20 protein-coding genes are annotated in these 20765 nt (G+C 67.9%); 16 read left to right on the top strand and 4 right to left on the bottom strand.

Translation table 11 applies throughout. The features are described from left to right. Window positions 1-76: 76 nt before the first annotated feature. The 3 genes from moaA to HQ312_RS03270 are packed head-to-tail and all read left to right on the top strand — an operon-like array spanning window position 77 to window position 2149. Window positions 77-1141, top strand: coding sequence for a GTP 3',8-cyclase MoaA (moaA, locus tag HQ312_RS03280; RefSeq protein WP_222637773.1), 1065 nt, complete (start codon window positions 77-79; stop codon window positions 1139-1141). A 4-nt stretch (window positions 1142-1145) separates the two neighbouring features. Further along, window positions 1146-1391 carry a MoaD/ThiS family protein gene (locus tag HQ312_RS03275; protein WP_231476463.1) on the top strand — a complete coding sequence of 82 codons (246 nt, stop codon included), beginning with the start codon at window positions 1146-1148 and terminating at the stop codon, window positions 1389-1391. A 2-nt stretch (window positions 1392-1393) separates the two neighbouring features. Further along, window positions 1394-2149 (top strand): fructosamine kinase family protein, encoded by a 756-nt coding sequence (locus tag HQ312_RS03270; protein ID WP_222630639.1) that lies wholly within the window; start codon window positions 1394-1396, stop codon window positions 2147-2149. A 2-nt stretch (window positions 2150-2151) separates the two neighbouring features. On the opposite strand, the gene HQ312_RS03265 is transcribed toward HQ312_RS03270, so the two are convergent. Then, window positions 2152-2748: a TetR/AcrR family transcriptional regulator gene (locus tag HQ312_RS03265; protein WP_027507050.1), complete on the bottom strand. Its 597-nt coding sequence runs from the start codon at window positions 2746-2748 to the stop codon at window positions 2152-2154. 84 nt (window positions 2749-2832) lie between these two features. On the opposite strand from HQ312_RS03265, the gene HQ312_RS03260 reads away from it, so the two are divergent. The 6 genes from HQ312_RS03260 (at window position 2833) to nrdF (ending at window position 9058) form a co-directional block, all read left to right on the top strand. After that, window positions 2833-3393: an NAD(P)H-dependent oxidoreductase gene (locus HQ312_RS03260; protein ID WP_222637772.1), complete on the top strand. Its 561-nt coding sequence runs from the start codon at window positions 2833-2835 to the stop codon at window positions 3391-3393. Window positions 3394-3760: 367 nt separating this feature from the next. Further along, window positions 3761-4003, top strand: coding sequence for a redoxin NrdH (locus HQ312_RS03255; RefSeq protein WP_027507048.1), 243 nt, complete (start codon window positions 3761-3763; stop codon window positions 4001-4003). A gap of 135 nt (window positions 4004-4138) precedes the next feature. Next, window positions 4139-4576, top strand: a complete 438-nt coding sequence (gene nrdI, locus HQ312_RS03250; protein WP_037187075.1) for a class Ib ribonucleoside-diphosphate reductase assembly flavoprotein NrdI — start codon at window positions 4139-4141, stop codon at window positions 4574-4576. 45 nt (window positions 4577-4621) lie between these two features. After that, a complete protein-coding gene (gene nrdE, locus HQ312_RS03245) occupies window positions 4622-6784 on the top strand; it encodes a class 1b ribonucleoside-diphosphate reductase subunit alpha (protein ID WP_027507046.1) in 2163 nt (720 codons plus the stop codon). Window positions 6785-6874: 90 nt separating this feature from the next. After that, entirely contained in the window at window positions 6875-7915 is a 1041-nt protein-coding gene (locus tag HQ312_RS03240) for a type IV toxin-antitoxin system AbiEi family antitoxin domain-containing protein (protein ID WP_222637771.1), read from the top strand. A 177-nt stretch (window positions 7916-8092) separates the two neighbouring features. After that, the gene (gene nrdF, locus HQ312_RS03235; RefSeq protein ID WP_056445506.1) at window positions 8093-9058 is read left to right on the top strand and encodes a class 1b ribonucleoside-diphosphate reductase subunit beta; all 966 of its coding nucleotides are present in this window, start codon (window positions 8093-8095) and stop codon (window positions 9056-9058) included. A 291-nt stretch (window positions 9059-9349) separates the two neighbouring features. On the opposite strand, the gene HQ312_RS03230 is transcribed toward nrdF, so the two are convergent. Both HQ312_RS03230 and HQ312_RS03225 read right to left on the bottom strand, forming a co-directional pair. Then, window positions 9350-9823, bottom strand: coding sequence for an NUDIX domain-containing protein (locus HQ312_RS03230; protein WP_027507044.1), 474 nt, complete (start codon window positions 9821-9823; stop codon window positions 9350-9352). A gap of 24 nt (window positions 9824-9847) precedes the next feature. After that, window positions 9848-10918 carry an ABC transporter substrate-binding protein gene (locus HQ312_RS03225; protein ID WP_222637770.1) on the bottom strand — a complete coding sequence of 357 codons (1071 nt, stop codon included), beginning with the start codon at window positions 10916-10918 and terminating at the stop codon, window positions 9848-9850. A gap of 244 nt (window positions 10919-11162) precedes the next feature. On the opposite strand from HQ312_RS03225, the gene ctaD reads away from it, so the two are divergent. The 3 genes from ctaD to HQ312_RS03210 all read left to right on the top strand — a co-directional run bounded on the left by ctaD (window position 11163) and on the right by HQ312_RS03210 (window position 15067). Beyond that, window positions 11163-12950 (top strand): cytochrome c oxidase subunit I, encoded by a 1788-nt coding sequence (gene ctaD, locus HQ312_RS03220; protein ID WP_027507042.1) that lies wholly within the window; start codon window positions 11163-11165, stop codon window positions 12948-12950. Between the two features lie 81 nt (window positions 12951-13031). Continuing rightward, complete coding sequence (serB, locus tag HQ312_RS03215) at window positions 13032-14282, top strand: phosphoserine phosphatase SerB (protein ID WP_027507041.1); 1251 nt, start codon at window positions 13032-13034, stop codon at window positions 14280-14282. After that, complete coding sequence (locus HQ312_RS03210) at window positions 14279-15067, top strand: peptidyl-tRNA hydrolase (RefSeq protein WP_374198273.1); 789 nt, start codon at window positions 14279-14281, stop codon at window positions 15065-15067. The genes serB and HQ312_RS03210 overlap by 4 nt, the downstream gene beginning before the upstream one ends. A 1-nt stretch (window position 15068) precedes the next feature. On the opposite strand, the gene glgX is transcribed toward HQ312_RS03210, so the two are convergent. Next, complete coding sequence (gene glgX, locus HQ312_RS03205) at window positions 15069-17234, bottom strand: glycogen debranching protein GlgX (protein WP_222637769.1); 2166 nt, start codon at window positions 17232-17234, stop codon at window positions 15069-15071. A gap of 43 nt (window positions 17235-17277) precedes the next feature. Between glgX and HQ312_RS03200 the strand changes: the two genes are divergently transcribed. Genes HQ312_RS03200 through HQ312_RS03185 form a run of 4 tightly spaced genes read left to right on the top strand, consistent with a single transcriptional unit; the run spans window position 17278 to window position 20763 of the window. After that, entirely contained in the window at window positions 17278-18114 is an 837-nt protein-coding gene (locus HQ312_RS03200) for an ABC transporter ATP-binding protein (protein WP_027507055.1), read from the top strand. Continuing rightward, window positions 18111-18929 (top strand): NUDIX hydrolase, encoded by an 819-nt coding sequence (locus HQ312_RS03195; RefSeq protein WP_222637768.1) that lies wholly within the window; start codon window positions 18111-18113, stop codon window positions 18927-18929. The genes HQ312_RS03200 and HQ312_RS03195 overlap by 4 nt, the downstream gene beginning before the upstream one ends. A 10-nt stretch (window positions 18930-18939) precedes the next feature. Next, the gene (locus tag HQ312_RS03190; RefSeq protein WP_056446209.1) at window positions 18940-19719 is read left to right on the top strand and encodes an enoyl-CoA hydratase/isomerase family protein; all 780 of its coding nucleotides are present in this window, start codon (window positions 18940-18942) and stop codon (window positions 19717-19719) included. A 33-nt stretch (window positions 19720-19752) separates the two neighbouring features. After that, on the top strand, window positions 19753-20763 hold the full coding sequence (locus HQ312_RS03185; protein WP_027507036.1) for a class I SAM-dependent methyltransferase: 1011 nt from the start codon (window positions 19753-19755) through the stop codon (window positions 20761-20763). The last annotated feature ends 2 nt before the right edge of the window (window positions 20764-20765 follow it).

Genomic DNA, 20765 nt, shown 5'->3' with positions numbered 1-20765 from the left:
AGCGGGAATGAGGACGGTCGGGTTCCCGTTGCCCCGAACGGGCATACTGACGTGAACGGCGAGTGGAGGTGATCGAATGACGACGGTGAGCATGGGAATTCCCAGCCTGCCCGGTGTCGTGCGCGCGCCGTCCATGGTCGGCCGTCCGGACGTTCCGGACCTGCTGGACAGTTTCGGTCGCATCGCGCGGGACCTGCGCATCTCGGTCACCGAGAAGTGCTCGCTGCGATGCACCTACTGCATGCCGGCCGAGGGGCTGCCGAACCTGGAGTTCGAACAGCTGCTCACCGCGCAGGAGATCGCCCGCCTCGTCGGCGTCGCCGATCGACTCCTCGGTGTGCGCGAGGTCCGCTTCACCGGCGGCGAGCCGTTGGTCCGCAAGGACATCGTGGACATCATCGCCCTGACCTCTCGGCACGCACCCGGTGTCGAACTGTCGATGACCACCAACGGCATCGGCCTCGAACGCCGAGCGAAGCGTCTTCGCGAGGCGGGTCTGACCCGGGTCAACGTCTCTCTCGACACGATCGACCGCAAGCACTTCGCATCGTTGACCCGGCGGGACCGGTTGCCCGCCGTGCTCGGCGGCATCGACGGGGCCCTGGCGGCCGGACTGACGCCGGTCAAGATCAACGCCGTTCTCATGCGCGAGACTCTGCACGGCGCTCAGGACCTGGTGCAGTGGTGCCTGGACCGAGGTGTCGATCTGCGGTTCATCGAGCAGATGCCGCTCGACGCCGACCGGGAGTGGGCGCGCTCGACGATGGTGTCGGCGGCGGAACTGCTCGATCTGCTCGGGGAGCGGTTCACGCTCACCGAGATCGGCCGCACCGATCCGTCCGCGCCCGCCGAGGAGTGGACCGTGAACGGTGGCCCCGCCACGGTGGGCATCATCGCCTCGGTCACCCGGTCCTTCTGCGCCGACTGCGACCGGACCCGGTTGACGGCGGAGGGGACCGTGCGGTCCTGCCTGTTCAGCGACTCCGAGACCGATCTGCGGGTGGCGTTGCGCGGGGGTGCGACCGACGAGGAGATCGCGGACCTCTGGCGTGGAGCGATGTGGAACAAGTGGGCCGGCCACGGGATGGAGCGTGAGGACTTCGTGCCGCCGGAACGCTCGATGGGTGCCATCGGTGGTTGAGTCCGTGACTGTGGACGTGCGGTACTTCGCGGGGGCCGCGGACGCTGCGGGCACCACGCAGGAGTCGTACGACCTGAGGGTCGGCGCGACCGTGGCGGACGTGAAGTCGGCGCTGCGTGGACGCCACGGGCAGAAACTGAATCGTGTGCTGGACGTGGCGGTGTTCCTCATCGGCGACGAGATGGTCCGCGACGAGGCCTACCCCGTCGGTTCCCGGATCGACGTCCTCCCGCCCTTCGCCGGCGGCTAGAGATGGCGTTCGTCAAACGGCGTGAGGACGCGCATCCCGACTTCTTCGCCGCCGAGGCTGCAGGTCTGCGGTGGCTCGCCGACGGGGGAGCGCCTACGGTCGACGTCCTCGAGGTCGCGGCCGACCACATCGTTCTCGAACGCCTCGACTCCGTCCGGCCGACGCCGGACGCTGCTCGCCGCTTCGGCGCACTGCTCGCCCGCACCCACGACAGCGGTGCCCCCCGGTTCGGCTCGCCGCCTGCAGGTTTCGACGGAACGCTGTTCATCGGATCGCGCACCATGTCGTCGGTGGAGCACGACCGCTGGGGTGAGTTCTACGCGCAGGAACGGGTGCTGCCGTATCTCCGTGTCGCGGTCGACGCCGGCACGGTCACGCGGGACGAGGCCGACCTCGTGGAGCGTGCCTGCTCCGTCGTCGCGGACGGGTCGTTCGACTCGACCGACCCTCCGGCGCGTCTGCACGGCGACCTGTGGACCGGCAACGTGCTCTGGACGCCCGGCGGCGTGACGCTCATCGACCCCGCGGCGCACGGCGGACACCGCGAGACGGACCTCGCCATGCTGTCTCTCTTCGGCTGTCCGCACCTCGAGCACCTTCTCGACGGCTATCAGGAGCAGCACGAGCTCGCTCCGGGTGCCGAGGAACGGGTGCCTCTGCATCAGCTGCATCCCCTCGCCGTGCACGCGGCGGGTCACGGCCGGAGCTACGGCGTGGCACTGGCCGACGCCGCGACGCGAACCCTCGCGCTGGCCTGAGGTCAGGCGGAGGCGATGCGGCGGGCGAGATCCTCCCAGCCGTCGGCGAGGCGCTCGGTGGTCATTCCGGCGTCGCGTTGCAGGTGCAGCACCAGAGTGGCCTCGAGCGGGGCGAGCAGCGCGTAGGCCAGCAACGTGACATCGCCCGACACGCCGATCTGCCGCAGCAGTGTGCTCACGTGGGTCAGGCCGACGGCGTGGGCGGGCGCGGAGAAGCGCGAGACGGGCGAGTTCTCGGCTGCCCGCAGCACCTCACCCTGCACGGCGACCAGGTCGAGGCGGGCACGGCCGAACGCGACGAGTCGATCGAGCGGTGGTGCGCCGGGGCCCAGCGGGGGAGGACCGAAGAGGAAGGCCTGTTGGAGTTCGGTCTCGGTGTGGTCCAGAAGAGCGAACATCAGACCCGCACGACTGCCGAACCGACGGAACACGGTGCCCTTGCCCACACCTGCGCGGGCTGCCACGGCGTCCATGGTGACGGAGTCCGCTCCGCGCTCGTCGACCAGCCCGATCGCGGCGTCGAGGAGCAGACGGCGGTTGCGCGCGGCGTCGCAGCGCTCGCTGTCGTCGGCCGCCATCGGCAGAGGGGCATGTGTCACACCGTCAGGATAGCGCGTCACGGAAGAAAGTGGACTACGGTCCGGTTGTAGATCACGGACACACTTCGTCGAAAGGACCCACCCATGAGCCGCGTCATCGCACTCGTCGGCAGCCTCCGCGCCGCCTCCATCACCCGTCGTCTCGCCGAGACCGCCGCGTCAGTCGCACCCGAGGGCGTCGAGGTCGTCATCCACGAGGGCCTCGGAGACCTTCCGTTCTACAACGAGGACATCGACACCCCCGAGTCGGTCGCCTCGCTCGACACCGTGACCGCTCTGCGCGCGGCCGTCCAGGACGCCGACGCCGTGTTGCTGCTCACGCCCGAGTACAACGGCACCATCCCCGCAGTACTCAAGAACGCCATCGACTGGCTCTCCCGCCCCTACGGCAGCGGCGCCATCTCCACCAAGCCGACCGCCGTCATCAGTTCCTCGCCGAGCTCGAACGGCGCCCGGTGGGCCAAGGAGGACACGGAGAAGGCGGCGCGGATCGCCGGCGCGAGCGTGCTCGACGACGTCGATCTCGCCATCGGTGGCGTGGTGGCCGCGATCGACGGGGGCCATCCCCGTGACAACTCACAGATCGCCGCGGACATCGCCGAGGTCGTCACGGCGCTCACCCGCGCGGAGCTCGTCGACGCCTGAGGCTCGAGGCCCCGTCCGCAGCGCGGTCTCGCGACGCGCCCGAGGGGTCGCGACACGCCGGAGTTTTTCGCGTCCGACCAGGTAATTCCACCAGTGTCATTACAAAGTGTGGTGTTGCCTTGCACTGTCGGACACTAGGTGTAGTGTCTTGAACACCGAGAGGCCACAACGGCTCGAGGCCCGCATCACCCCCTTTTCGGAGGGGTGGATGCGGGTCCGGCCCGGTCTCTCGGACAGGTTGTCAGTGGTGTGCACGGCAGAGTCGGCGGGTCTCGCTTTCTCCAGTGCGATCCCACAGCAGCAGTGCAGGACAGCTCTCGGGCGAACAGCGAGCGCATCCGGACACAGGATGCGGAGAAGAGGATTCATGAGCGCCACCACCGTCACCGTCTACACCAAGCCCGCCTGCGTGCAGTGCAAGGCCACGTACCGCGCTCTCGACAAAGAGGGCATCGAGTACGACGTCATCGACATCTCGCAGGATCCCGAGGCACGTGACTACGTCATGGCGCTCGGCTACCTGCAGGCACCTGTCGTCGTCGCAGGCGAGGACCACTGGTCCGGCTTCCGTCCCGACCGCATCAAGACCCTCGTCACCGCCGCTGCCTGAAGCGCGTCCGCCGCGCCTTCCGACGAGGAGGCCGGCTCGGGTGAGTTCCCGACTCACCGCTGACGGCCGACCCACCCGGTCCACGCCGTCGCGAATGTCGAAGAAGTGCGCAGAGTCGGCGGAGGATGGAGCATCGTGTCCGAATCGCTGGTCTACTTCTCGAGCGTCTCGGAGAACACCCACCGGTTCGTGGAGAAGCTCGAGATTCCCGCGACGCGCATCCCCGTCCGCTATCCCCGCGACGACGTGGAGATCGACCGTCCGTACGTCCTGATCCTCCCGACCTACGGCGGCGGCACCACCGCGCTGGGGCGCGACACGAGTTACGTCCCCAAGCCCGTCATCCGGTTCCTCAACGACGAGCACAACCGGTCCCTCATCCGCGCCGTCATCGCCGCGGGCAACACCAACTTCGGCGATTCGTACTGTTTCGCCGGGGACGTGGTCTCGGCAAAATGTCAGGTCCCGTTCCTCTATCGCTTCGAAGTCATGGGTACCCCGGAGGACGTGGAGCGGGTCCGCACCGGACTCGCCGAGTTCTGGGACCGGCTCGACGCGACCTGCACCATCTGATCGTCCGCACCAGTACCGCCCATCATCGATCTCAGGAGTACGCACATGGCACCGACCATCACCGACTCGTCTCCCGCCGTGTCGCGCCGTGACGACTCGGAGCTCGACTATCACGCTCTGAACGCGATGCTCAACCTGTACGGGCCGAACGGCGAGATCCAGTTCGAGAAGGACCGGGACGCCGCGCGGGCGTACTTCCTGCAGCACGTCAACCAGAACACGGTCTTCTTCCACAACCTCGACGAGAAGCTCGACTACCTGGTGGAGGAGAACTACTACGAGGCAGAGGTTCTCGACCAGTACTCGCGATCCTTCGTCAAGGGTCTGATCGAGCACGCCTACTCCAAGAAGTTCCGGTTCCCCACCTTCCTGGGTGCGTTCAAGTACTACACGTCCTACACACTCAAGACGTTCGACGGGAAGCGCTACCTGGAGCGCTTCGAGGATCGCGTGTGCATGGTCGCGCTGACGCTGGCCGCCGGCAACGAGACTCTCGCGACCGACCTGGTCGACGAGATCATCGCCGGCCGCTTCCAGCCGGCCACTCCCACGTTCCTCAACTCGGGCAAGAAGCAGCGCGGCGAGCCCGTCTCCTGCTTCCTCCTGCGCATCGAGGACAACATGGAGTCCATCGGTCGCTCCATCAACTCGGCACTGCAGCTGTCCAAGCGTGGTGGCGGAGTCGCGTTGCTGCTCAGCAACATTCGTGAATCCGGTGCGCCGATCAAGCGCATCGAGAACCAGTCGTCGGGCGTCATCCCCATCATGAAGCTGCTCGAGGACTCGTTCTCGTACGCGAACCAGCTCGGAGCGCGGCAGGGTGCCGGCGCGGTGTACCTGCACGCGCACCACCCGGACATCTACAAGTTCCTCGACACCAAGCGCGAGAACGCCGACGAGAAGATCCGCATCAAGACGCTGTCCCTCGGCATCGTCATCCCGGACATCACGTTCGAGCTGGCGAAGAAGAACGAGGACATGTACCTGTTCTCGCCGTACGACGTCGAGCGCATCTACGGCAAGCCCTTCGCCGACGTGAACGTCAGCGAGACGTACCACGAGATGGTCGACGACGCGCGCATCCGCAAGACGAAGATCAAGGCGCGCGAGTTCTTCCAGACCCTCGCCGAGCTGCAGTTCGAGTCGGGCTACCCCTACATCATGTTCGAGGACACGGTGAACCGGGCCAATCCCATCGAGGGCAAGATCACGCACTCGAACCTGTGCTCCGAGATCCTGCAGGTCTCGACGCCGTCCACGTTCAACGAGGATCTCTCGTACAGCCATGTGGGCAAGGACATCTCGTGCAACCTGGGTTCGCTGAACATCGCGAAGACCATGGACTCGCCCGACTTCGCGCAGACCATCGAGGTCGCCATCCGCGGCTTGACGGCCGTGTCGGACCAGACCCACATCTACTCGGTGCCGTCCATCGAGCAGGGCAACAACACCTCGCACGCCATCGGCCTCGGCCAGATGAACCTGCACGGCTACCTCGCTCGTGAGCGCATCCACTACGGCAGCGAGGAGGGTGTCGATTTCACCGACATCTACTTCTACACCGTGCTGTTCCATGCGCTGCGGGCCTCGAACCGTCTGGCGAAGGAGCGCGGCAGCTACTTCGGAGGCTTCCCGCAGTCCAAGTACGCGTCGGGCGAGTTCTTCGACAAGTACACCGAGCGCGCCTGGGAGCCCAAGACAGCGCGTGTCCGAGAGTTGTTCTCCCAGTCGGGAATCAGCATCCCGACGCAGGACGACTGGGTCGAGTTGAAGGCATCGGTGCAGCAGCACGGCATCTACAACCAGAACCTGCAGGCCGTCCCGCCGACCGGCTCCATCTCGTACATCAACTACTCCACCAGTTCCATCCACCCGGTGGCGTCGAAGATCGAGATCCGCAAGGAAGGCAAGATCGGCCGCGTCTACTACCCGGCGCCGTACCTGACCAACGACAACCTGGAGTACTACCAGGACGCGTACGAGATCGGCTACGAGAAGATCATCGACACGTACGCGGCAGCGACGCAGCACGTCGACCAGGGCCTGTCCCTCACGCTGTTCTTCAAGGACACCGCGAGCACCCGCGACATCAACAAGGCGCAGATCTACGCGTGGCGCAAGGGAATCAAGACGCTGTACTACATCCGGCTGCGCCAGATGGCCCTCGAGGGGACCGAGGTCGAGGGTTGCGTCAGCTGCATGCTCTAGTGGGCTTCGCCCCCCGTGCGCCTTGTGCGCATCTGACGATGCGCACAAGGCGCACGGACGGGTGTCGTACCGGTCGTGCACCATCCCCGCATGCGCATCCGGGGGGACGAACATGAATTGCATCGACTAGTGGACGACCAGTCAGGCCTGTTCACTCAATCGCAAGTGACGGGCCTCGGGTACAGCCGAGACAGAGTTCGGCGCCACGTCGAGTCGGGCCGCTGGGCGATCGTTCTTCGGGGCGTCTACGCCATCGCAGCAGGTCCGCTCGATCGGGAACAGACTCTGCGCGCCGCCCTGCTCTACGGCGGCCCGGACTCCTTGCTCAGTCACCGGAGCGCAGCGGAGGAGTGGGGTCTGCGGCGAGTCTCATCGGGTGCACGCGCCCATGTCACGGTTCCCTACGGCCGTTCGGCGCGGTGCCAGAGTCCCACCAGGGTTCGCTCCCGAGTGACGGCGACGGGACCGGTGGCCCGCGTCGGGTCAGTTCTACATCCCGGGGTCGTGGTGCATCGGTCCCGCGCTCATGCACACATCGTGCACGACGGGCCGCTACCGAGAACCCGTGCGGCCGACACGGCGATCGACCTTGCGACATCCGAATCGACTGCGCGCGAAGCGATGACGAGTCTGGTGTCCTCCGTGAGCAGTCGGATCGTGCGCCTCGACGACATCCGTGAGCGACTCGAGAAGCGTCGCCCCTACCGCTACCGTGTGGCCCTCGAACAGGCTGTGCGGTACATGTCCGACGGGGTGCAGTCCGTTCTCGAACTCGCGTACGCACTCGAGGTCGAGCAGGCGCATGGATTTCCCGTCGGTGCACGTCAGAGCCCTGTTCGCGTCGACGGGCGGACATTGTTCGAGGATGTCGACTATTCGAACGTCGGCGTCGACCTGATCGTTCGCCTGGACGGCCGTCGGTTCCACGCGATGCCCGGCGTGGCCTTCCGCGACCGTCGACGCGACAACGCCGCGGAACTTGCCGGCCGCCCGCGTCTGGTCTTCGGGTACGACGAGGTGGTCGACGATCCCTGCGGTGTCGCACGTGAGGTGACGACCGTCCTCCGTCGTGAGGGGTGGGTAGGCGAGTGGTCGGGCTGCGCCCGTTGTGAGCCTCGTGCGCATCTCTGAACGCGCATGAGGCGCACGGGTCGGAGACACACGGTGTTGTGTTGGCCCCCGGGGCATGCCACAACGGGTAGTGTTGCCGTCAGTGACAATTCGCGGCCACGGCCGCATTTCTCGCAGTCCCCGGCGCACCGCAGGTGCAGCCGTGAAGCAGAGTCATCGATCAGCAGGTAGGTACCCATGGTGAAGCTCATCGATCGCGTCTCCGCGATCAACTGGAACCGCGTCGTCGACGACAAGGATTCCGAGGTCTGGGATCGGCTCACCAGCAACTTCTGGCTGCCCGAGAAGGTGCCGATCTCGAACGACATCCCGTCCTGGGACACGCTGACGGACCACGAGAAGCAGCTCACCATGCGCGTCTTCACGGGTCTGACGCTGCTCGACACGATTCAGGGCACCGTCGGCGCCGTGTCGCTCATCCCGGACGCCATCACTCCGCACGAGGAGGCGGTGTACACCAACATCTCGTTCATGGAGTCGGTGCACGCCAAGTCCTACTCGTCGATCTTCTCGACGCTGTGCTCCACGCGCGACATCGACGATGCGTTCCGCTGGTCGGAGGAGAACCCGAATCTGCAGCGCAAGGCGTCCATCGTCATGGACTACTACAAGGGCGACGACCCGCTGAAGCGCAAGGTCGCCTCGACCCTGCTCGAGTCGTTCCTCTTCTACTCGGGCTTCTACCTGCCGATGTACTGGTCCTCGCGGGCCAAGCTCACCAACACTGCCGACCTCGTGCGCCTGATCATCCGCGACGAGGCCGTGCACGGGTACTACATCGGCTACAAGTACCAGCGCGGACTCGAGACCCGCTCGCCCGCCGAGCGCGAGGAGCTGAAGAACTACACGTTCGATCTGCTCTTCGAGCTGTACGAGAACGAGACCGAGTACACGCAGGACCTCTACGACGAGGTCGGTCTGACCGAGGACGTCAAGAAGTTCCTGCGCTACAACGCGAACAAGGCGCTCATGAACCTCGGCTACGAAGGCCTGTTCCCGAAGGACGAGTGCGACGTCAACCCGGCCATCCTGTCGGCGCTCTCACCCAACGCCGACGAGAACCACGACTTCTTCTCGGGTTCGGGAAGCTCGTACGTCATCGGCAAGGCAGTCAACACCGAGGACGACGACTGGGACTTCTGACCCACCTCACCTCGGGGCACCGTCCGCTTTGCGGGTGGTGCCCTGAGTCATGTCTGGTGAGCACGTCTCGAGTGCGAGGTGCTCCGGTTCCCGCAACCCGCTTCGGTTGTAGCAGGAGCGGGTTGCGGAAACCGGAGCACGTGCGCCGTTGCGCCCTCCTGCAACGGTTGTAGCCACCTTCACCGGTTGTGACCGGTGAAGGTGGCCGAAATCGGTGAGGGTGTGCGGGCGCGCCGGACACTGAGCATCGGTGCACACAGGACGCGGCAGGACGGCACGGTCCGGCGCCACCTACCGCCGGAACCAGGCCTCCGGGCCGTGGTCCAGCGCCTTCGCGATGCGGAGAGTCGAGGTGTCGGTGATGTCCGCGGGCAGCGCATCGCGCGCGAACCACTGCACGTCGAGGTTCTCGTCGTCCGCGACCCGCGCCTCGCCGGCGACGTACCGGGCGAGGAAGCAGACGTCGAGGTACTGGGTGCGGTCGCCGTTCGGGTAGACGATGGGCTCGGTGACGTCGACACTCGTCAACCGCACGAGCTCGGCCGTCACGCCCGTCTCCTCCAGGATCTCCCGGAGGGCGGCCGGTCCGGGTTCCTCGCCGGGCTCGAGGACGCCGGACACCACGGCCCAGAGCTCGTTGTCCTTGCGACGCGTCAGCAGCAGCCGATCGTCGGCGTCGAGCACGACGGCACTGACACCGGAGAGCCAGAGCGGATCGTGACCGATCTTGGCGCGCAGGGTGGTGATGAACTCGGGTATCGGCACTCCCGGAACGCTACCGCCGACGCGTCAGACGTAGCCGTTCAGCGTGTTCGACACGTCGGTGAGGACCGCGCCCGCAGCCACGAGGCCCTCGCCCGACCACACCGTGTCGTCGACGCTGAACACGCGACTGTCCGTCGCGGCGCCGAGGTCCTTCCACGCGTCCGAGTCCATGACCTCGGTGCCGCGTTCCAGCCCCGCCTGTCCGTCGAACATGACGTAGATCAGGTCGCCCTCCGCGTCGGACAGATCGTCCTGCGGGAGTGCGCGGGTCTCGCCTAGCTGAGGCCCCGGTCGTCGCACGCCCGCCTGCGCGAGTACCTGCCCCGCGAAGCTGTCGTCGCCGAGCAGTTGTGTGCCGTCGGCGCCGAAGCGCACGAGAGACGCCTCGGTGATGCGGGAGTTCTGCTCGCGGCCCACGGTCTCGGCGCGTACGCGGTACTGCTCCGTCGCACGGGCGGCGGCGTCACGTCGTCCCATCGCCGCGGCCGCGAGCGTGGACCGTTCGAGCCACGACGACGACGCGCGCGTGAGAACGGTCGGGGCGATGCCGTCGAGTTGCGCGGTGACGGCGGGGTCGAGGGCGTCGCCGCCGATGATGACGTCCGGAGCCAGTGCTCGGATCGCGTCGACGTCGGGGGAGCCCTCGGGTCCGACGCCGGCGATCTCGGCGATGCCGGTGCCGAGGTAGTCCGGGCGCAGCAGGCCGGACGGGGGAGCGGTGGGAGCGAGCGGCGCCGTGGGTGCGCCGACGACGCGCTCCCAGGTGCCGACGGCGCACGACGCGTCGAGTGCCGTCATGGTGAGAACCACGACACGTTGCGGATCGGCGGGCACCGTGGTCGCACGGCCGCTGCCGACGACGAGCCGGGTGTCACCTTGCTGACCGACCGAGTCGACCGGCTGCGGGAGCGCGCACAGGCCGGCGGTGTCACGTTCGATGCCGACGACGCCGGCTCCGGCCACGTTCGTGGTGGTCCGCACAATGGTGGAGGCGTCGTCACTCGAGGTGTCGCCGCAGGCAGAGAGGGCGAGCATCGCGGGAATCGTCGCGAGGGCGACGACCGATCGAGCGTGACGACGAGAGCGATCCGACATGGCCGAGACCTTACGGGCAGTCCGGAAGCCGGTCGCTCGGCGAGTGGCGGGCAGGCCGTGCTCCGGTCGTGGAGGCCTTCGGAAGAGGGCCTCCCGCGGGCCGGAAAATGCGACACCCGGGTGGAAGTACGACACTTCGTAGGACCCGTGCCGCAGTTCGTGTGTCATGGGGTTACGATCCATAGAGCGCACGAATTTCATGCGTCCACCTCGGGCACGGGGAGACGCGCTTTCAGGAGGATCAGTGACTGCCCTAGCGCCCCAGCCAGTCCCCGAGCTGACGGCTTCACGGCCGTACCCGCCCCGTATGGGGCCCAAGGGATCGTTCATCCACAAGATGGTGACGACCACCGATCCGAAGACGCTCGGGATCATGTACATGGTCACGTCGTTCGGCTTCTTCTTGTTCGGTGGCGTCCTCGCCCTGCTCATGCGTGCGGAGCTCGCCCTCCCGGGCATGCAGTTCCTGTCGAACGAGCAGTACAACCAGCTCTTCACCATGCACGGCACGATCATGTTGCTGCTGTACGCGACGCCCATCGTGTTCGCGTTCGCCAACTACATCCTCCCGCTGCAGATCGGTGCGCCCGACGTGGCGTTCCCACGTCTGAACGCGTTCAGCTACTGGCTGTACCTGTTCGGCGCACTCATCGCCTCGGCGGGCTTCATCACCCCCGGTGGCGCTGCAGACTTCGGCTGGACGGCCTACACGCCGCTCACCGACGCCGTGCACTCGCCGGGCGTGGGCGCGGACTTCTGGATCATGGGCCTCGCGCTCTCGGGCCTCGGCACCATCCTCGGTGGCGTGAACATGATCACGACGGTCATCTGCCTGCGTGCCCCGGGCATGACCATGTTCCGGATGCCCATCTTCACCTGGAACATCTTCGTGACGATGATCCTCGTGCTGCTCGCCTTCCCGCTGCTCACCGCGGCACTGCTGGGACTGGCGGCCGACCGACACCTGGGTGCGCACCTGTTCGATCCGGCCACGGGCGGTGTGTTGCTGTGGCAGCACCTGTTCTGGTTCTTCGGTCACCCCGAGGTGTACATCATCGCGCTGCCGTTCTTCGGCATCGTGTCGGAGATCTTCCCGGTCTTCTCCCGTAAGCCGCTGTTCGGTTACACGGGCCTGATCTACGCCACCATCGCCATCGCGGCGCTGTCCATCGCCGTGTGGGCCCACCACATGTACGCGACCGGTGCGGTGCTGCTGCCGTTCTTCTCCTTCATGACGTTCCTCATCGCCGTCCCGACGGGTGTGAAGTTCTTCAACTGGATCGGCACGATGTGGAAGGGCCAGCTGACGTTCGAGACGCCGATGCTGTTCTCGGTCGGCTTCCTGGTCACGTTCCTCTTCGGTGGTCTGTCCGGTGTGCTGCTCGCCAGCCCGCCCATCGACTTCCACGTCACCGACTCCTACTTCGTGGTGGCGCACTTCCACTACGTGCTGTTCGGCACGATCGTGTTCGCGACCTACGCCGGTATCTACTTCTGGTTCCCGAAGATGACGGGCCGGATGATGGACGAGGCTCTCGGCAAGTGGCACTTCTGGGCCACCTTCGTCGGCTTCCACGCCACGTTCCTGGTGCAGCACTGGCTCGGCGCCGAGGGATTCCCGCGTCGCTACGCGGACTACCTCCCGTCCGACGGCTTCACGGTGCTCAATTCGATCTCGACGGTCGGTGCCTTCGTCCTCGGCGCCTCGACGTTGCCGTTCCTCTGGAACGTCTTCAAGAGCTACCGCTACGGCGAGGTCGTCACGGTCGACGATCCGTGGGGCTACGGCAACTCCCTGGAGTGGGCGACCAGCTGCCCGCCGCCGCGCCACAACTTCGTGGAGCTCCCGCGTATCCGCTCCGAGCGCCCCGCGTTCGAGCTGCACTACCCGCACATGGTCGAACGCATGCGAGACGAAGCGCATGTGGGACCGGGCCACGGTGGAGGCAAGACCACCGAGGTGCTCGAGCAGGCACGCCGCGCGCCGATCGCGACCAGCGATCACGAAGGTTCGGGCGACCGCGACAAGTAGTCCTCTCGTTCCACGACCGTTCCAGCGACGAGCCCCTCTCCTCACGGTGAGGGGCTTTTCGTGTGACAAGGAGATACCTCGATGGTGGAGACACCACCCCCGCCGACGTCCGTGCTCGTGACGGTCACCGGCGGTGACAAGCCCGGTGTCACATCCGTGCTCTTCGCCTCGCTGGCGCGACACGACGTCAGCGTCGTGGACGTGGAGCAGGTGGTCATTCGCGGTCGCCTGACGCTCGGTGTCCTGGGCAGTTGCCCCGGGGACGTCGAGAGTTTGCAGGAGCACCTCGAGGAGGCCATGGGCACGGTGGGTGTCCACGTCGACGTCGAGGTCGGGGGAGCGCACGGTCGTTCGCCCCTCTCCACCCACGTCGTCGTCGTGTTGGGACGGCCCGTCACCGCGCGAGCCATCAGCGTGCTGTCGAGCGAACTCGCGCGACAGGGCGCCAACATCGACTCGATCCGCGGTATCGCCGACTACCCGGTGACGGGACTCGAGCTGTTGGTCTCGGCCCGTCCGCAGGAGGAGGGCGGGCTGTCGAGCGACGAGGCCGACGAGGCGTTGCGGTCGGCGCTCGCGACCGTGGCTGCCGGAGTCGGTATCGACGTCGCCGTCGAACGGTCCGGACTGGCTCGTCGAGCGAAGCGCCTCATCGTGTTCGACGTCGACTCGACGCTGGTGCAGGGCGAGGTCATCGAGATGCTCGCGGCGCGGGCCGGAGTCGAGGACGAGGTCCGAGCCGTCACCGAGGCGGCCATGCGAGGCGAGATCGACTTCGCGGAGTCACTGCACCGTCGAGTCGCGACCCTGGCCGGGTTGGACGCATCGGTCATCGACGACGTCGCCGAGGATCTCGAGCTCACGCCGGGCGCGCGCACCACCATTCGGACGTTGCGACGACTCGGCTATCACTGCGGCGTGGTGTCGGGCGGTTTCCGGCAGGTGATCGAGGGCTTGGCGCACGAGCTCGAACTGGACTTCGTGAAGGCGAACACCCTGGAGATCGTCGACGGCAAGCTCACCGGCCGCGTGATCGGCGATGTCGTCGATCGCGCGGCGAAGGCGGTGGCGCTGCGCCAGTTCGCCTCACAGGTCGGCGTGCCGATGGAGCAGACGGTGGCGGTCGGCGACGGTGCCAACGACATCGACATGCTCACCGCGGCGGGTCTCGGCATCGCCTTCAACGCGAAGCCGGCGCTGCGCGAGGTCGCGGACGCGGCGCTGTCCTATCCGTTCCTCGACGCGCTGCTCTTCGTCCTCGGTGTCACCCGCAGTGAGATCGAGGCCGCCGACTCCCTCGACGGCGGGGTTCGCCGCATCCCCATCCCGTGATCGACGAGGGTCCCCTGGAGGACGTCCGGCCGTCCACCCTCGAGGAGCGCCACGCGGTGCTGGTGGCCGGGACGAGTGCGGCCGGTTCCTACGGCTCGCGAGTCGATCCGCCCGATCCTGCCGACGTGCGCGCGATGCCGCTGGTGCTCCACATCCCCAAGGTCGATCCGCCGGCCCGGTCCGACCTGCTGGCCGCGGCGGCGTCCGCGACGCTGCAGGTGTGCCTGGACGAGCGCATCGCCCCGGGCGGTCCCTGGCACGAGGAGTACACGGCGTGGCTGGGTGCGCGGATCCGCAAGGTGTCCCGTCGCGCGCGGGGCGCGCAGTGGACGGCGGCGCAGGAGGTGGACGGCGTGACCGTCGACGTGGGCGGGGCGTCGGCTCGGGCCTATGTGCCGTGCCGTGTGGGTGATCTGGACCCGAGGCTGCGCAAGCTCCAGGTGGGAGGCACCGACCTGCCGGCCGACGACCCGGGACCGCACGCCGAGGGTGCCGTGCGGCTCTGGGTGGACGCGGAGCTCGAGATGACCGTCGGCAAGACCGCCGCCCAGGTGGGACACGCCGTGATGCTCGCTGCCGGTGCCATGACGGTCGAGGACGTCCGGGCGTGGCAGGACGCGCAGTGGGCCGTCAGCGTTCGTGATGCCGATGCCGAGACCTGGTCTCGCCTCGTGGCCGAGTGCGAGCGCGGCACCGCCGTCGGCGTGCGGGACGCGGGCTACACGGAGGTCGCCCCCGGGTCGATGACCGTGATCGCCGAGCTGTACGTCCCGCGCACCGCCTGAGTCAGGACGGGATCGTCGAGATGTAGACGAGCACGATCGGACCGGCCACTCGGACGGTGCTTCCCGCGGTGACGGGCGACGCGTCCACCGGTCGACCGTCGGGTGTCGCGGAGTCGAAGACGGGAACGTAACCGGGTGCCTCGTCCGGCCCGTGTCGACGGTGATCGGGGAGGACGATGTTCGCATCGCCTCCCGAGTGCACCACCAGCAGAGCCGAATCGAAGGTCTCCGCCTCGACCCCTGCGTGTCGGAGCGCAGGGATGCGCACGTCGGATCCGTCGACCCAGGCCTGCAGGGTCCGGGCGTGATCGTCGTTCCACCGATCGCCGACGATCTCGGCCCCGTCGTGGTCGAACCACATGAGATCCGGTTCGCCGCTGGGTGTGTCCCGACCGGCGAAGAACTCCTGTTGGCGCAGAACGGGTGCCGATCGACGCAGCCGCAGTGCTCGTCCCAGAGTCGCCGTCAGGGCGTCGTCCCGTCTCGACCAGTCGATCGCGTGCGCATCCGCGGCCGATGTTTCCTGCGGCACGCAGTAGGCATTGTTGTTGCCGTGCTGCGTGTGTCCCAGTTCGTCGCCGGCCAGGAACATCGGTGTCCCGGTGGACAGGGCCAGGGTCGACAGCAGCGCACGCACGTGTCGATCGCGCGCCGCGAGCACGGCGGGGTCCTCGGTCTCGCCCTCGACGCCGTGATTCACCGAGAGGTTGTTGTCAGTGCCGTCGCGGTTGGACTCGCCGTTGGCCTCGTTGTGCTTGGCGTTGTAGGACACCAGGTCTCGCGCGGTGAAGCCGTCGTGAGCGGTGACGAAGTTGACGGACGCCCACGGCCTGCGTCCGGTCGGCGCGAACAGATCCTCGGATCCCGCGAGGCGTGACGCCAGCTCACGCACACCGCCGTGCCCGGCGAAGAAGCGGCGCAGCGTGTCTCGGTAGCGGTCGTTCCACTCGCTCCACACGCCGCCGAACCCGCCGACCTGGTACCCGGGCCCGGTCGCGTCCCACGGCTCGGCGATCAGCTTGGCGCGGCACAGGATCGGGTCGGCGGCGATGGCGCTCAACATCGGGGCGTGCGGATCGAAGCGCCATCCGCCCGGCCTGCCCAGAGTGCTGGCGAGATCGAAGCGGAAGCCGTCGACCCCCAGTTCGGTGACCCAGTACCGCAACGAGTCGCAGACCATCCGGACGACGGCCGGGGACGCGGCGTCGACGGTGTTGCCGCATCCCGTCAGATCGATGTCGTGACCGCGGGCGTCCAGCAGGTAGTACCCGCGCGCGTCCAGGCCGCGCCACGAGAGGGAGGGGCCGTCGACACCGCCCTCGCAGGTGTGGTTGTAGACGACGTCGAGGATCACCTCGATACCCGCCTCGTGCAGCGTGTCCACCATCGTGCGGAACTCGGTGACCTCGGCGCCGGGGACCGAGGCGTACGACGGTTCGACGGCGAAGTACGAGCCGGTGCTGTAGCCCCAGTGGTTGCGCATCCCTCGGGCGCGCACACCGGGTTCGGTGAGGCACGCGTGCACCGGAAGCAGTTCCACCGCCGTCACACCCAGCGTACGAAGGTGCTCGAGCACCGCAGGGTGAACGAGTCCGAGGTAGGTGCCGCGTAGATTCTCGGGGACGTCCGGATGGGCACCGGTGAACGACCCGACGTGCACCTCGTACACGACGGTGCGGTCCCAGTCGGTCTCGAGTCGCGGTGCGTCCGAGGCCGCCAGGGGAGCGGTGACCACCGCGAGGGGAGCGTGTCCCAGCGAGTCGACCGTCGACTGCGGTCCGAACGGGTCGTCGCGATACGGCAGGAGGGCTCGCGCGTCGCCGAGGCTGCCGACGATGCGCCGTGCGTAGGGGTCGAGAAGGATCTTGTGCGGATCGAACCGGTGACCGGCCTCGGGATTCCACGGTCCGGAGACGCGGTAGCCGTAGACGGATCCGACGCCGGCCTCGGCGACCACACCGTGCCAGATGCCGTACGTGCGCTGGGTGAGGAGGTGACGCGACTCCCGTGAGTCGGGGCCCGACCCGTCCACCAGACACACCTCGACGGCGTGCGCGTCGGGTGCGTGCACGGCGAAGCAGACGCCGCCCTCCACGGGGTGGGCGCCCAGCGGGAAGGGCGTGCCCGACGCGGCGGCGGACTTCGGTGAGTTCTGTTCGTGCGACACGCGTGCTGATCCTGCCGTGGATGCACCCCGCGCGTGCGGGAAGATGGAAGGCGTGTCCTCTCCTGACCCAGACCTGCTCGTCGAACTCGCCGATGTCTCCGTCGTCCGCGGAGGGACGACCCTCGTCGGCCCCGTCTCCTGGAACGTGGAGCTGGACGAGCGGTGGGTGGTCCTCGGACCGAACGGTGCGGGCAAGACCACGCTGCTGCGCGTCGCCGCGGCGGAGATCTACCCGACCTCCGGCACCGCGCACGTGCTCGGCGAGACACTCGGGCACGTTGACATCTCGGAACTCAAGCCGCGCATCGGCCTGTCGTCCTCTGCTCTCGCCGGACGCATCCCGTCCGACGAGGTGGTGGCCGATCTGGTCGTGTCGGCGGGGTACGCGGTGCTCGGTCGCTGGCGTGAGAAGTACGACGAGGTGGACGACGAGCGTGCGGTCGACATGCTCGAGACGGCCGGTATCGAGCATCTCGCTCGCCGGACCTTCGGGACGCTGTCCGAGGGCGAACGCAAGCGTGTCCTGATCGCCCGCGCTCTGATGACGGACCCCGAGTTGCTGCTGCTCGACGAGCCGGCCGCGGGTCTCGACCTCGGAGGCCGCGAGGATCTCGTCGCCATCCTCACCGACCTCGCACTCGACCCCGACGCCCCCGCGACGGTGCTGATCACGCACCACGTGGAGGAGATCCCACCGGGCTTCACCCACGCGATGCTGCTCAAGGAGGGCGGAGTCGTGGCGCAGGGTCTCATCGACGACGTCATCACGGAGGAAAACCTGTCCACCGCGTTCAGTCAGGCCATCGCCCTCGAGCGCACCGACGGGCGCTTCTTCGCGCGACGCAAGCGGTCGCGGTCGTCCCATCGGCGAGCGCGGTGACCGAACCGGTCGCGCTGCGGGACGCCTCCACCGTCATCCTGCTGCGCGATGCGCCGGCAGGGCTCGAGGTCTTCCTGCAGCGGCGAGTCGGACGAATGGCGTTCGCCGCCGGCATGACGGTCTTCCCGGGTGGCGGTGTGGATCCGACCGATCGCACGCCCGCGGACGGGGAGGACCGGTGGGCCGGCCCGTCACCCGCGTGGTGGGCGGCACGGTTCGGCACCGACGACGACGCCGCGGCGCGGGCCCTGGTGCTCGCCGCGGTGCGCGAGACCTTCGAGGAGTGCGGTGTCCTGTTCGCCGGGCCCGACGCGCACACCGTCGTCGCGGACACGTCCGATCACGCCGACCGGCGTCGTGCCGTCGAGAAGCACGAGATCTCTTTCGGTGAGTTCCTGGCCGAGACCCGCCTGGTGGTGCGCTCCGATCTGCTGCGCCCGCACGCCCGTTGGATCACGCCCGAGGGTGAGACGACCCGTCGGTACGACACCCGCTTCTTCGTCGCGGCGCTCCCGTCCGGGCAACGTCCCGACGGCGAGACGTCCGAGGCCGTCGACGCCGCGTGGGTGCGGCCCGCGGATGCCCTCGACGAGTTCCGTCGCGGCGACCGCATGCTGATGCCGCCCACCTGGGCGTGCCTGCGGCATCTCGCCGGTCACGGGTCGGTGGCCGAGGCCATGGCCGCAGAGGCCGATCTGGCGCCGGTGCAGCCCGTCATCAGCGGATCGGGTGGATCCGTGCGGGTGAACTTCGACGGCGCCGACGAGTATCGCGCCGACCTCCCCCCACGCGCCGAGCGGACGTCGAACGGCTAGCGTGCTGGCCATGGCTGAATTCGTGACTCTCGACGTGACTGACGGCATCGGCACCATCCGGCTCTCCCGGCCGCCGATGAACGCTCTGAACCGCCAGGTGCAGGGTGAGCTCCTCGAGGTGTCGCGGGCCGCCGCCGAGGATCCGGACGTCAAGGCGGTCATCGTGTACGGCGGTGAGAAGGTGTTCGCCGCCGGCGCCGACATCAAGGAGATGGCGGAGATGTCCGCGGGCCAGATGACCGACGCGATCGGCGCTCTGCAGGCCGGTCTCGGAGCGATCGCGTCCATCCCGAAGCCCACCGTCGCCGCCATCACCGGATACGCCCTCGGCGGCGGTCTGGAGGTCGCCCTCGGTGCCGATCGCCGCATCGCGGGCGACAACGCGAAGCTCGGCGTCCCCGAGGTGCTGCTCGGCGTCATTCCCGGCGGTGGCGGCACCCAGCGACTCGCCCGGCTGATCGGCCCGAGCCGCGCGAAGGACATGGTGTTCACCGGCCGTTTCGTCGGGGCCGAGGAGGCGCTCGCCGTCGGCCTCGTGGACGAGGTGGTGGCCCCCGATGCCGTGTACGAGGCGGCGCGCACGTGGGCCGGTCAGTTCGTCCGCGGTGCCTCGCGCGCCCTCGCCGCAGCCAAGGCGGCCATCGACGAGGGTCTGGACACCGACCTCGCGACTGGCCTGAAGATCGAGGCGCACGTCTTCGCCTCGCTGTTCGGTACCGAGGACCGCGCGATCGGCATGGCGTCGTTCCTCGAGAACGGCCCGGGCAAGGCCGACTTCACCGGCAACTAGCCTCCCGCGCTCGTTCAGATAGGGTTCCCTTCCATGACCGCTCGTGAACCGCACACCGACACCGCCGCCTCGACCGCACCGTCGGATCCGGCGCCGCGCCCGCACGCGAGTGCCGAGGAAGTGCAGGCCGCACGGTCGGACACCAAGCTGGCGCAGGTGCTCTACCACGACTGGGAAGCGGAGACCTACGACGACAAGTGGTCGATCTCCTACGACCAGCGCTGCATCGACTACGCCCGCGGCCGTTTCGACGCGGTGGCCGGATCCGAGGCCCTGCCGTACGGTCGCGCGCTGGAACTGGGCTGCGGTACCGGCTTCTTCCTGCTCAACCTCATGCAGAGCGGCGTCGCCGCGACCGGGTCGGTCACGGACCTGTCGCCGGGCATGGTCAAGGTCGCGCTGCGCAACGCCGAGAACCTGGGCCTCGACGTGGACGGCCGCGTCGCCGACGCCGAGACCATCCCGTACGAGGACGACACGTTCGATCTCGTCGTCGGTCACGCGGTGCTGCACCACATCCCGGACGTGGAGCAGTCGCTGCGCGAGGTGCTGCGCGTGCTCAAGCCCGGCGGCCGGTTCGTGTTCGCGGGCGAGCCGACGACGGTGGGCAACTTCTACGCGCGGTGGCTGGGGCGTCTCACGTGGGAGGCCACGACCCGCACGACGCGGTTGCCGTTCCTCGCGGACTGGCGTCGCCCGCAACAGGAGCTGGACGAGTCGTCCCGTGCCGCGGCACTCGAGGCCGTCGTCGATCTGCACACCTTCGACCCGACGGAGCTCGAGAACATCGCCGTCGCCGCGGGCGCGGACGACGTGCAGGCCAAGACCGAGGAGTTCGCCGCAGCGCTGCTGGGCTGGCCGGTCCGCACCTTCGAGGCGGCGGTGCCGGCGGAGAAGCTGGGTTGGGGCTGGGCGAGGTTCGCGTTCAACGGCTGGAAGTCGCTGTCGTGGCTCGACGAGAACGTGCTGCATCACGTCGTGCCCCGTGGCTACTTCTACAACGTGATGATCACGGGCACGAAGCCGGACACCGGCGCGCTCTGACG

This window comes from Rhodococcus sp. BP-316 (assembly GCF_019836105.1).
Lineage (GTDB): Bacteria > Actinomycetota > Actinomycetes > Mycobacteriales > Mycobacteriaceae > Rhodococcoides.
Note: the sequence above shows the minus strand (reverse complement) of the source record. Positions and strands in the feature narration are given on the sequence as shown.

Coding starts and splice junctions, on each gene's coding strand:
- HQ312_RS03185 (WP_027507036.1), top strand. CDS start 19,753: ATGACCGCTCGTGAACCGCACACCGACACCGCCGCCTCGACCGCACCG.
- moaA (WP_222637773.1), top strand. CDS start 77: ATGACGACGGTGAGCATGGGAATTCCCAGCCTGCCCGGTGTCGTGCGC.
- HQ312_RS03255 (WP_027507048.1), top strand. CDS start 3,761: ATGAGCGCCACCACCGTCACCGTCTACACCAAGCCCGCCTGCGTGCAG.
- serB (WP_027507041.1), top strand. CDS start 13,032: ATGGTGGAGACACCACCCCCGCCGACGTCCGTGCTCGTGACGGTCACC.
- HQ312_RS03200 (WP_027507055.1), top strand. CDS start 17,278: ATGGAAGGCGTGTCCTCTCCTGACCCAGACCTGCTCGTCGAACTCGCC.
- nrdE (WP_027507046.1), top strand. CDS start 4,622: ATGGCACCGACCATCACCGACTCGTCTCCCGCCGTGTCGCGCCGTGAC.
- HQ312_RS03190 (WP_056446209.1), top strand. CDS start 18,940: ATGGCTGAATTCGTGACTCTCGACGTGACTGACGGCATCGGCACCATC.
- HQ312_RS03225 (WP_222637770.1), bottom strand. CDS start 10,918: ATGTCGGATCGCTCTCGTCGTCACGCTCGATCGGTCGTCGCCCTCGCG.
- nrdF (WP_056445506.1), top strand. CDS start 8,093: ATGGTGAAGCTCATCGATCGCGTCTCCGCGATCAACTGGAACCGCGTC.
- HQ312_RS03260 (WP_222637772.1), top strand. CDS start 2,833: ATGAGCCGCGTCATCGCACTCGTCGGCAGCCTCCGCGCCGCCTCCATC.
- HQ312_RS03240 (WP_222637771.1), top strand. CDS start 6,875: ATGCGCATCCGGGGGGACGAACATGAATTGCATCGACTAGTGGACGAC.
- HQ312_RS03270 (WP_222630639.1), top strand. CDS start 1,394: ATGGCGTTCGTCAAACGGCGTGAGGACGCGCATCCCGACTTCTTCGCC.